This is a genomic window from Brevibacterium antiquum CNRZ 918 (assembly GCF_900169145.1).
GTDB classification, from domain to species: Bacteria; Actinomycetota; Actinomycetes; order Actinomycetales; family Brevibacteriaceae; genus Brevibacterium; species Brevibacterium koreense.
Map to the genome: position 1 here is coordinate 1 of NZ_FXZD01000027.1, position 10,978 is coordinate 10,978.

Genomic DNA, 10,978 nt, shown 5'->3' on the forward strand with positions numbered 1-10,978 from the left:
CTGGCAGGTGACGAACCATATGCGGGAGTCTCTGGCCAGGGACGCTCTGACGATGGCTCTGGCGGCGAAATATAGGGGTGGTGAAGATGTCTCCGGGCTTGTCCACCACAGCGACCGCGGCGTTCAATTCCGATCGATTCGCTACGGCGAGACCCTGGCGGAATCCGAGGTCGTGGCGTCGGTGGGGTCACGTGGAGACTCGTACGACAATGCCATGGCCGAGGCTCTGAACTCGGTCTACAAGGCAGAGTTGATTGACCGGAAGGTGTGGTCGGGGTTGATCGAGGTGATGGCGGAGACGTCGAAGTGGGTGGCCTGGTACAACCAGACACGGTTGCATTCAGCGATTGACTACCGCCCGCCGTTCGAGGTCCATTCGGAATGGATCAACCAGTCCGCGATTGAACCCGCGGCTGCTTAGGAAACCAAGAAAAGGAGCCTCTACGAAACCCGGTGCTTGACATGTTGATCGTGACCGCGAACAACGTGAACGTGGCCATGGCCATGGCGATCTGCAAAATGATGAACTTCGGTGTGCGAGTCACCTGCCTCACCTCGGCCTTGGATACCGCTGCAGACTGCGATCCAGCATCATCAGACCAGCGCCCATTAAGAAAAAGCGCATGCAATGGCACAGTGATCACAGCCAGAACACCGGCCATCACCACGTAGCCGCCGCGCCAACCGAGACCATCGATGAGGGCGACCACCAAGGGCGCGAACACCGTCGATGCTAGTCCTCCAACCAGCGTCAGCGTCGTCAACGGTCCGACTCGATCGGTCCCATACCACCGAGTGATGACAGCAAATGCTGGAGGATAGAGAACCGCGGACTGGGCAAATCCGGCAATGATCCACGCGGTGAAAAACACGGGAAGCGACGGCGACCACGCCACTAGTAGCAACGCCACGACACCGATGACTGAACCCGCTGTCATGACTGTTCGCGGGCCGTTGGCATCGAGGATGCGCCCGACTCGAATACCTGCCACAGCTGAGACGATGAGACCAGCCGAGAGAGCAGCAGTGATCGCTGTGGGGCTCCACCCTGTGTCCTGGGAGATCGGCGTTACCGCGACTGGAAGCGAATAGTACAGTAACCCCCAGCTGGTGATCTGCGCGGCAGACAGCGCGGCAAGACCACCTCGCGGTCGCCCAGTCACCGGATTGGTCACGCGGGAGAGAGAAAAGCAGCCAGCTTTTCCAAAGTACTCGCCTTGATCGAATAGTACGACCAAACGCCGCGCTTCTCGCGGTCGAGTACTCCGGCATCGACAAGGATCTTCAAGTGATGGGACACGGTTGGCTGGCCCAACCCGACGGGTTCGGTGAGGTCACATACGCACGCCTCATTACTCACGTTCGCCGCCACCAGCGACACCAGCCGTAGTCGGGTCGGATCTGCCACAGCCTTGAGGAGCCGAGCAAATTCCACCGCATCGTCCTGGCCCAAAGGTCTCATCGTCAGCGACGGGCAGCACGAGCGCGACACTGCGGCCGGGAGAGTCTGTTCAATCATCACATCTCCATTATGCCAAGACATTGACATTTGTCGATACGTGGTGCTTGAATACATATCGACACACATCGATGTTTGACGGTGGGAGTTTGAGACTTCGTGGATACGGTCTCCGCGGAAGAGTGGTTACTCGCCCGGTTTTCATCGATCAATTTGCCACTGCTAAGAAGGAGATTCATTATGCCTGAGAACTCGACCCTCGCTGATCTTCCGGTCGTCGTCATCGGCACTGGCCCCGTTGGCTTAGCTGCTGCCGCCAATCTGGTCACGCGTGGGATGAAACCACTGGTCTTCGAAGCCGGCGCTACACCGGCAGCAGCCGTCAGCGAATGGGGCCATATCGGGCTGTTCTCCCCATGGAAGTACAACATTGATCACGCCGCTCGCACTCTCCTCGAAGGCACTGACTGGCAAGAACCCGACAGTGACTATCTGCCGACCGGAACTGAACTCGTCAACGACTACCTCGCCCCCTTGGCCGCGACTCCACAGCTGCGCGAGGCAATCCGCACACAGACCCGCGTCATCGCGGTGAGCCGTCTTGGTATGGACCGGACACGCACACCAGATCGCGATGCCACGGCTTTCCTCGTCCGCACCCAGAGCGCCGACGGAGTGATCGAAGATCATCACGCCCGCGCCGTCATCGATGCTTCCGGCACATGGGCAACCCCGAACCCTCTCGGCCAAGCAGGCCTTCCCGCCATCGGTGAGACCGCGGCAAGGGAAGCCGGACTGGTCACCTCGCCACTGCCCGACGTCCTTGGACGAGACCGGGACGAGTTCGCTGGCCGCCACGTCCTCGTCGTCGGTGCCGGGCACTCGGCCGCAAATACGCTGCTGGCCCTGGGCGAACTCAACGAAGCAGAACCGACCACACGTATCAGCTGGGCAATTCGCGGAGCCGACCCCGCCAGCGTCTACGGTGGCGGCGACCAGGACGGGCTCCCGGCTCGTGGGGCACTGGGCACCCGTCTGCGCCACCTCGTCGAGACCGGACGCATTGACGTCCACACGTCAGTGACCATTACGGAGCTCAACACCACGGATGGACTCACCGTCTCAGGGACCACACCCGACGGGCCAGTCTCACTCAACGTCGACCGCGTCGTCCCGACCACCGGATTCCGGCCAAACCTCGACTTCTTGCGCGAGATCCGCCTCGAACTCGATCCGGTCGTTGAAGCACCGACAAAGCTGGGGCCGCTCATTGATCCCGAATATCACAGCTGTGGAACCGTCCCGCCCCACGGAGCCAACCTGCTGGCGCATCCGGAGAAGGACTTCTATATCGCGGGCATGAAGTCCTACGGTCGCGCGCCCACATTCCTCATGTTCACCGGATACGAGCAGATCCGCTCCATCGTCGCAGCCCTGGCAGGCGACCAGGCCAGCGCAGACAGAGTCGAGCTGGTTCTACCCGAAACCGGCGTATGTTCAGCCGACATCGGGTCCTCCTGTGACGCACCTGTTGCCGATACTGTCGAGGCTGATTCGTGCTGCGGTGCGCCCGCTGAGCCGGTCTCGATTGGCATCCCCACCGGCTTGGAGCACGGACGCAGTGCATACCAGGAGACACGATGACAACTCCACCACGCGTCCTCTTCGTCTGTGTGAAAAACGGCGGAAAGTCCCAAATGGCCGCGGGGCTCATGAGCGATCTCGCCGGTGACACGATCGATGTGGTCTCTGCTGGCACACAGCCCGGCACATCACTGAACCAACTCTCGGTGCAGTCGTTGGACGAGCTGGGCATCGATATCAGTCACGGCACTCCAAAGCCTGTCAACGACGCTGAGCTCGAAGCGGCCGATATCGTCATCACTTTGGGACGTGAAGCGACCGTGGAGGTGCCTGCGGGCACAGAATTGGAGAACTGGGATACCGACGAGCCGTCTGAGCGAGGAATCGAGGGCATCGAACGCATGCGCCTCGTGCGCGACGACATCCGCAGGCGTGTCGAGAAGCTTCATTCGCGCCTGATGTCATGAGTGACCTTCATGTTCGAGGGATGGTCGGCTCTGACTGGTCCGAGGTCAAGGACGTGTACCGCACTGGAATCGAGACCGGCCACGCCACCTTCGAGTCTGCTCCACCAGCCGCCTGGGAGGACTTTGGTGCAACCAGGCGGCTGGATCTGTGTCGAGTCGCCGTGGATGCCGATGGGAAAATTCTAGGATGGGTGGGCGCTGGGCCGGTATCGTCTCGCGAGGTCTATAGAGGCGTCGTCGAACACTCGATCTACGTGCACCCCGATGCTTCAGGCAAAGGTGTCGGCACTCAGCTCTTGTCTGAGTTCATCAGTCTCGCCGACCAGCGCGGCGTCTGGACGATACAGTCGTCGATCTTTCCCGAGAACACCGCCAGCCTTCGTCTCCACGAGCACGCTGGCTTTCGAACTGTTGGAAGGCGAGAACGTATTGCTTACATGACCTACGGGCCACTTGCCGACCGTTGGCACGACACGATTGTCGTCGAGCGACGACGACCCTGAAATGGGTTGACTATCGTTTGGCTGCCGACATGACGTCGCGGCCAGCGTCGCGCAGCTCGCCTGTCGGTGACACATGTCGATACAAGGTTTGGCGACTGATCCCGAGTTCCTGGCACAGTGCACCCACATTGGTTCCTGGTTGGCCCATAGAAGCCATCGCGAGGCGTACTTTGGCCGGAGTCATTTTGTAGGGACGGCCACCGTTGCGTCCTCGCGCTCTGGCAGATTCCAGGCCGGCTTTCGTGCGTTCGGAGATGAGTTCGCGCTCGAACTCAGCCAGGGCAGCAAAGATCCCGAATACCAGCTTCCCTGACGCGGTCGTTGTATCGATGGCCGCGCCTTGGCCGGTGAGGACTTTCAACCCGACGCCGCGGTCAGTGAGATCGTGAACGATGTTGACCAGATGTCGAAGATCTCGACCGAGCCGGTCGAGTTTCCACACCACCAGGGTGTCTCCTGAACGTAGAGCCTTGAGACATGCGATCAGTTGTGGTCGGTCATCCTTCTTGCCTGAAGCTCTGTCTTCGTACAATTGCGCATCATCGACGCCAGCAGCAGACAACGCGTCCCGCTGGAGGTCAGTTGTCTGTGAACCATCAGCCTTCGAGACTCGAACGTACCCAACCAGCATCTGCACACCTCGTCACTTAAATGTTCGTTTAAGTGACATGCTGGCGGGCATTTCGCCGCTCACCACATTTTGTCACTTAACCCGTTCATTATTCTACGTCTCGCAGACGGTGTCGAGAAGAGATATTGTGACACCTCGTCGAGATGAATGCCGAACTCAACGAAATTCGTTCAAACTCGATCGCCGTACACCACGCCGGGGCAGCCATTTTGCGCACAGGGCTTCTGACATCCGAATGTCAAGAGTCGGGTGCACAAAGCCCGATTTCATACGGCAGGTAGTGCAGTCGCCTTCTGAAAATGACAATGTGGGAGGAGATCGACCGGCGGTTCGCTGAGCTGACCGGTGCCGAGATTGGTGCGACCTACAAGACGTACGCTGAGGGAATCGCGCTCGGGCGCCCGTCGACCCCGGAGGACGTCGCGAAGTTCGTGTCGTTCTTGGCCGGTCCGGACTCCGACTACATGACCGGTCAGACCCCGCTGATCGACGGTGGCTTGGTCTACCGCTGATCAAGCCCTCCGCCAGGCCCGGGGCGATCCACTCTGCATCGAGCCGCCTCAATTGCCGCACCGCCATTCACCGGCGCGAAAACCCCGCCACTTGCCGTTGCGACTCACAACTTCAGCTCAGTCGCGTACTCACGGGGTGCGATCTGTCTTGCTAACTCGTCTTGACGCAGAGTGTCTTAGAGTCGTGACTTCTCGGGATTTATGAGGCATTCTTAAGACATGAGGCTTCTGGGATACACGCGGGTCAGTACTGCTGGCCAAGATGCGCAGCTCCAACTTGATGCACTCGTCGGTGAGGGAGTCCAGAAACGAGATGTGTTCTCAGATGTGACCTCTGGGAGTAAGACGGCGAAACAGCGACCTGGAATGAGGCGGCTGCTCGACTATGCCGAAGACGGCGACACTGTCGTCGTGTGGCGAATCGACCGGCTCGGCCGATCACTCCTGGACGTTCTGGCAACCGTGAACCATCTCCGAGACCAGGGAGTGAAGGTCCGTTCCGTTTCGGACAACATCGACCCTGAGACTTCATCGGGTCGGATGATGTTGGGAATGCTCGCTACCCTGGCCGAGTATGAGCGTGAACTCATCACTGAACGCGTCAATGCAGGCATTGCCGCAGCTAAGCAGAACGGCACCAAGTTCGGGCGGCCGCCGGTAGACCCGGACGAGATCGCCCAGAAGCTCTCTATCGCTGAAGACGCCCGCGCCAAAGGACGCACTGCTGAAGACGCGGCACGCTTGGTGGGCTGGTCGCGAGCCACGTTGTATCGACACCGTCAGGCCGCCGGCACTCACGACACACTGGCGAAGCCGGTGTGAGATGGACGGGCCGGAGAAGAGGCGCATCCTTCGGCTCCACGTTGAAGACGACATCGCTCTGACAACTCTGGCCCAAGACACCGGTCTCGGCTTGCGCACCTTGCAACGCTGGCACCAGCACTACAAGACCGGTGGGATCGCCGCTCTTGAATCACAGACCCGACACGACTCTGGTTCTAGGCTTACCCATCCTGAACTCAAAGCGTTCGTCGAGCGACTTGGCCTCACCCGGCCACGCCCGAGCATTGCTACTCTCCACCGTCTCACGGTTAAAGAGTCGAAACGGATAGGCGAGGCGGCACCCAGCTATGGGACGGTCCGCTCCATCCTGGAAGGCTTGGATCCGGCGATGGTGACTCTCGCCCTCGATGGTCCTGTCGCGTACAGGGACCAGTACGAACTCATCTACCGGCACACCGCCGAGCGCCCCAATGACACCTGGCAGGCAGATCACACGGAACTCGACATCCTCATCACCGATGCCAGTGGACGCCCGGAGCGCCCGTGGCTGACGACAATCATCGATGACTGCTCCCGAGCAATCTGTGGATACATGGTCTTCACCGGAGCACCCTCAGCAATGAATACTGCGTTAGCACTCCGGCAAGCGATCTGGCGCAAAGATGACCCCGCCTGGGCAATGTGCGGCATCCCCGACGTCCTCCACGTCGACCACGGCAGCGACTTCACCAGTCACCACCTCGAATACACTGCCATCGCGTTGAAAATCCGGATCGTCTACTCAACCATTGCCCGTCCGCAAGGCCGCGGCAAGATCGAGCGCTTCTTCGGCACCCTCAACACCGAACTCCTCTCCACCCTGCCCGGATACACCGGAGGCCCCGAGAAGAAGCCGACGCCTTCAATGGACCTGCCCGCCCTGGATCAGGCGATCGGTGACTTCATCTCGACATACAACGAACGCCCGCACCGAGAAATCAACACCAGCCCCAAATCAGCCTGGACCGGTCAAGGGTGGCTCCCGCGAATGCCCGAGACACTGGCCGAACTCGACGGACTGTTGCTGACCGTGCCCAAACACCGCACCGTCCGCCGCGATGGTATCCATTTCCAAGGTCAACGCTATCTCTCACCCACGCTTGCCCCGCTCGTGGGGAAACCAGTGACGATCCGCTACGATCCCCGCGACATTTCAGAGATCCGCGTCTACGAGCGCGACACTCTCATCTGCGTGGCCGTCGATCAGACGAACCCGAACCAGAGGCTCAGCCTCCGAGAAGTCGAATCAGCCCGCCGAGCCCGCCGCCGTCAGTTACGCAAAGACATCAACGAGCGCATCCCCAGAGTTGCGAATCGGGAAGAACCCCAACAAAGTAGCCAGACCGCGCGCCGGCGGTCGAAGCTGCGCACCTATGAAGAGGACGAGTAATGCCACGAGACTTCATCATCACCAAGGAACACCGTCGCTTCAAGGAGTTCGCCACGGCAGTACGCAAGGAGAAAACGATCGGGATCTGCCACGGCGAGGCAGGTGTCGGCAAGACACTCTCGGCTCGCCGGTACGCCCACTGGGATGAAGTCGGCACCTTCGTCGACGAATGGGGGCCGCGGTCTACAGCTGATACGAAAGTCCAGGCCACCGCCCATCGGTCCCGCACCGTCTTCTATACCCCTGAAGTCTTGCCTCGTCATAAGCAGATCATGCATGATATCGGCCATCTTCAAACTCGAGTTGGGATCTGCATCGATGAGCATTTACGCACGATTGGGAAAGTCACTGGCGTCCACGTCGGAAACGTGGCGAAACTGGTCGAGTTGGTCATCATCGACGAGGCCGAACGACTAACACCAACGGCACTGGAGCTCCTGCGCGACGAACACGACCGGCACGAGCTCGCAATCATCTTCATCGGCATGCCCGGAATCGATCAACGTTTCCGACATTACCCACAGCTGTACTCACGCCTCGGGTTCTCCCACAACTACCGTTCACTCGGCCGCGACGAACTCCTCTTCGTCCTCGAACGACAATGGAAACGTCTGGGATCAACACTCGACATGGACGACTTCACCGACGCTCAAGCGGTCGCAGCTATCGAGAGAATCACGCGAGGCAACTTTCGTTTGCTCGAACGACTCTTCCCCCAGATCCGGCGAGTCATGAGGATCAATCAACTCGAGACCATCACCGACGATGTCGTCGAAGCAGCCGCGAGCATCCTCGTCATCGGTGACTAACACCATCAATCAAGTGATGGTCATTCGATAGAGTTTGAACATGCCGACCGTCCTCATCACTGGCGCTGCCAGACCAAACAGTATCGCCGATGGAATCTCTTCGCGCCTCCGTTTGAATGGGTGGAACGTGTGTACTAGTGACCTCACTTCAGCCGACTATCCCTGCGACCTCTCTGATCCCGAGGCACCAGACGAGCTCATCACCCGCGTATCGGCCGAACACGGCCCGATTGAAGGGCTTGTTCTTAGTCACGCGCATGGCGAAGAAGCCGGGATACTCGACACCACGGCTGAGAGCTTTGATCGTCACCTCGCTGTCAACGCCCGCGCCTCACTACTCCTGATCGCAGCGTTTGCCCGACAATCAGTAAACTCAGGAGGAGCAGTAGTCGCTTTCACAAGCGATCACACGACAGGCAATCTGCCCTACGGAGCCTCAAAAGGGGCACTAGACCGAATCGTCATCTCGGCAGCCCGCGAGCTTGGTCCACGAAAGATTTCTGCGAACGTCATCAATCCTGGCCCAATCGACACAGGGTGGATGGACGAGGAGACAGAGACTGAGCTGGGCCCCTACCATCCACTGGGTCGGCTTGGCACACCACAAGACATAGCCGGTGTGACGTCGTTTCTATTGTCCGCTGAGGGACGATGGATCAGTGGTCAGCTACTACAAGCCGATGGCGGCTTTTCTGCGCGCTTCTAATCGGCCTCGAATATGATCCCGAGTAACAAATCAAAACGCTTGGTGCCCGACCTGGACCCAAACCCAGCAGACGCGCGTAGCTCTACGTCTACCGGATCATGCGTATCTCAGTGACCCCGTCCTCCTCGTCGGTCTGAGTAGAGCCATCAGGGGTGAAGCCGTGTTTACGATAGAACGCCTGTGCACGAGGGTTCGGGTCCGCCACCCACAGTGATAGGGGCTCATCTGGTTCACCGACTGTCTCCAGCAGTCTCGCGCCAGCTCCACTGCCGTGTATCGACTTGTACGTGTAGAGCACGAAGAGTTCCCGTTCGCCTTGCCGGTCGGTATCGTTCGATGGGCCGACCATGGCGACTCCAACGATTCGTCCATCCAGCTCCGCGACAGCCACCCTGTACTTCTCCTGATTGCTTTGGGTAAAGAACGAGCTCCATAGCTGTTTACGGCGCTCTATGAAGTCCGGGGCGTAGAGGACCGCGTCTGGCATGATGCCCTGATAGGTCTCCTGCCAGGATTCAACGTGGACTTTGGCCATACCGTCGACGTCATCGAAAACGGGATCGCGAACTACAATAGTCATGCGTGAATTATACAGCAGGGCCTACCTGCCTTCTCCGCCGTCACGCCATTGGAGACATGGCTTGCAGGATCGCATGAAGTCCCGGAGGGTGAACCTCGTGGAAGGCAGGCATCGGGCCGCCATTGAGCTTTCAAAGAAGACCGCCATTTACCGATGAAGCTCACAGGCGAGGACAACGCAAACCGAGACGGCAACGGCAACGAATAGAACCGTCAATCGAGGGCATGCTCAAGTACAGCCTGCCGGTCGACTATTTTCCTCCACGTGCAGCCAAACGACTGGTTGCTGCGACCGATATGAGACGTCAGGAGGATCCTGAGATCGTCAACGTCCCGTCAGAGTCGGTGACAGAAAATTTCGGCAATGGATCGGTCGCAGGGCCAGCGAGGACCTCACCGGTGGACGTCGAGAACTGTGAAGAATGGCAGGGGCAGGTGATCTTGTCTTCGGTGATCGTACGGACCTGGCAGCCCTGATGAGTGCAGACAGAGGAGAACGCATGGAACTCACCTTCCTTCGGCTGGGTGACCACATACGTTTCGTCAATGACGGTTCCAGAACCGACGGGAACGTCTCCCGCTGCGACGCTGGCATCTTCTGCTGAACCACTTGTCGGTGCCTCGGACGAGTCCTCGGACCCGCACGCCGAGGTCAACGCCACCGACGAACCGACGACAGCTGCGGAGCCGACCATGCCGGCGGATTTCATGATCGTGCGTCTGTTGGTTTCCACTGTGCTCCTCAGCCTCCTGTGCATACGTGAACAGTGCAGAATCCGTAGGACTGTTCGGCTTCCAGGGTAACGCGAAGCACTGACTCTCCTATATCCATTCACTCAGAGTCAGCCTGTCCCGTGGGACGTCGCCAGCAGCGATGCCGGGTCCGGCAGCAACGCCCGATCAACGGAATATCTCACGGTCGTGAATGCAAAAAGTGGTGGTGCGGACCCCACCCCGTCAAAAGGGCCGAAATCCACACCACCACACCGATCGTGAATACAAGGAAGGGGCCATCCCACCGAAGTGGAATGACCCCTCACCTTAAAGAATATTGCGGCAGTCACCTACTCTCCCACAACCACCAAGTTGCAGTACCATCAGCGCGAATGGGCTTAGCTACCGGGATCGGAACGGTTAACCGGGCGTTTCCCCACCACTATCACCACCGCAAAACCAACAAACCACCACCACCCGAGTAATCACACCTCAAGAGTGTAGTAGCGGTCCAAGAACCGTACAGCGAACGCGAACACCACACACAATGTGACTCGTTAATATCTCGTAAAACCCATAGCGTGAAACACGCACACACCAACCAAACAAATGGGTTGATGAGTGATCGGCGTATTAGTACCAGTCAACTCCACACCTCACAGTGCTTCCATACCCGGCCTATCAAACCCATAATCTATAGGACACCTCACCCCCAACAAGTGGGGTTGGAAATCTCATCTCGAAGCAGGCTTCCCGCTTAGATGCTTTCAGCGGTTATCCTTCCCGAACGTAGCCAACCAGC

Annotated in this window: 14 protein-coding genes and 2 rRNA genes; 9 read left to right on the top strand and 7 right to left on the bottom strand. The window is 59.0% G+C overall.

The annotated features are described in order from the left end of the window. Window positions 1–421: integrase core domain-containing protein (locus BANT918_RS18185; RefSeq protein WP_145997013.1), on the top strand; the 421-nt coding region annotated here is incomplete at its 5' end. Here the strand turns inward: BANT918_RS18185 and BANT918_RS16730 are convergent. Next, window positions 387–1,175, bottom strand: coding sequence for an MFS transporter (locus BANT918_RS16730; RefSeq protein ID WP_324761581.1), 789 nt, complete (start codon window positions 1,173–1,175; stop codon window positions 387–389). The two genes, BANT918_RS18185 and BANT918_RS16730, sit on opposite strands and share 35 nt — an antisense overlap. Next, window positions 1,172–1,519 carry an ArsR/SmtB family transcription factor gene (locus BANT918_RS16735; protein WP_166826416.1) on the bottom strand — a complete coding sequence of 116 codons (348 nt, stop codon included), beginning with the start codon at window positions 1,517–1,519 and terminating at the stop codon, window positions 1,172–1,174. The genes BANT918_RS16730 and BANT918_RS16735 overlap by 4 nt, the downstream gene beginning before the upstream one ends. Window positions 1,520–1,699: 180 nt before the next feature. Between BANT918_RS16735 and BANT918_RS16740 the strand changes: the two genes are divergently transcribed. From BANT918_RS16740 to BANT918_RS16750, 3 genes are read left to right on the top strand one after another with little or no spacing between them, the layout of a single operon-like run. Next, window positions 1,700–3,103, top strand: a complete 1,404-nt coding sequence (locus tag BANT918_RS16740) for an NAD(P)-binding domain-containing protein (RefSeq protein WP_101621216.1) — start codon at window positions 1,700–1,702, stop codon at window positions 3,101–3,103. Further along, window positions 3,100–3,510, top strand: coding sequence for a low molecular weight phosphatase family protein (locus BANT918_RS16745; RefSeq protein WP_101621217.1), 411 nt, complete (start codon window positions 3,100–3,102; stop codon window positions 3,508–3,510). Before BANT918_RS16740 ends, BANT918_RS16745 begins: the two co-directional genes overlap by 4 nt. Further along, entirely contained in the window at window positions 3,507–4,013 is a 507-nt protein-coding gene (locus BANT918_RS16750; protein WP_101621218.1) for a GNAT family N-acetyltransferase, read from the top strand. The genes BANT918_RS16745 and BANT918_RS16750 overlap by 4 nt, the downstream gene beginning before the upstream one ends. 10 nt (window positions 4,014–4,023) lie before the next feature. On the opposite strand, the gene BANT918_RS16755 is transcribed toward BANT918_RS16750, so the two are convergent. Next, window positions 4,024–4,644 (bottom strand): recombinase family protein, encoded by a 621-nt coding sequence (locus BANT918_RS16755; protein ID WP_101621219.1) that lies wholly within the window; start codon window positions 4,642–4,644, stop codon window positions 4,024–4,026. 299 nt (window positions 4,645–4,943) lie between these two features. On the opposite strand from BANT918_RS16755, the gene BANT918_RS16760 reads away from it, so the two are divergent. The 5 genes from BANT918_RS16760 to BANT918_RS16780 all read left to right on the top strand — a co-directional run bounded on the left by BANT918_RS16760 (window position 4,944) and on the right by BANT918_RS16780 (window position 8,883). Then, the gene (locus tag BANT918_RS16760; RefSeq protein ID WP_208618150.1) at window positions 4,944–5,156 is read left to right on the top strand and encodes an SDR family oxidoreductase; all 213 of its coding nucleotides are present in this window, start codon (window positions 4,944–4,946) and stop codon (window positions 5,154–5,156) included. Between the two features lie 219 nt (window positions 5,157–5,375). After that, window positions 5,376–5,978: a recombinase family protein gene (locus tag BANT918_RS16765; protein WP_101621220.1), complete on the top strand. Its 603-nt coding sequence runs from the start codon at window positions 5,376–5,378 to the stop codon at window positions 5,976–5,978. A 1-nt stretch (window position 5,979) separates the two neighbouring features. Beyond that, window positions 5,980–7,368, top strand: a complete 1,389-nt coding sequence (locus BANT918_RS16770; RefSeq protein WP_101621221.1) for a Mu transposase C-terminal domain-containing protein — start codon at window positions 5,980–5,982, stop codon at window positions 7,366–7,368. Continuing rightward, window positions 7,368–8,177 (top strand): AAA family ATPase, encoded by an 810-nt coding sequence (locus BANT918_RS16775; RefSeq protein ID WP_101621222.1) that lies wholly within the window; start codon window positions 7,368–7,370, stop codon window positions 8,175–8,177. Before BANT918_RS16770 ends, BANT918_RS16775 begins: the two co-directional genes overlap by 1 nt. A gap of 40 nt (window positions 8,178–8,217) precedes the next feature. Further along, window positions 8,218–8,883 carry an SDR family oxidoreductase gene (locus tag BANT918_RS16780; protein ID WP_101621223.1) on the top strand — a complete coding sequence of 222 codons (666 nt, stop codon included), beginning with the start codon at window positions 8,218–8,220 and terminating at the stop codon, window positions 8,881–8,883. A gap of 88 nt (window positions 8,884–8,971) precedes the next feature. Here BANT918_RS16780 and BANT918_RS16785 read toward each other — a convergent pair whose 3' ends face one another. The 4 genes from BANT918_RS16785 to BANT918_RS16800 form a co-directional block, all read right to left on the bottom strand. Next, entirely contained in the window at window positions 8,972–9,463 is a 492-nt protein-coding gene (locus BANT918_RS16785) for a GNAT family N-acetyltransferase (RefSeq protein WP_208618151.1), read from the bottom strand. A gap of 304 nt (window positions 9,464–9,767) precedes the next feature. Further along, the gene (locus BANT918_RS16790; protein WP_205676905.1) at window positions 9,768–10,196 is read right to left on the bottom strand and encodes a Rieske (2Fe-2S) protein; all 429 of its coding nucleotides are present in this window, start codon (window positions 10,194–10,196) and stop codon (window positions 9,768–9,770) included. Window positions 10,197–10,513: 317 nt separating this feature from the next. Beyond that, window positions 10,514–10,632: ribosomal RNA gene (gene rrf / locus BANT918_RS16795) — 5S ribosomal RNA — on the bottom strand. Window positions 10,633–10,789: 157 nt separating this feature from the next. Next, window positions 10,790–10,978 (bottom strand): 23S ribosomal RNA (locus BANT918_RS16800); the annotation flags it as partial.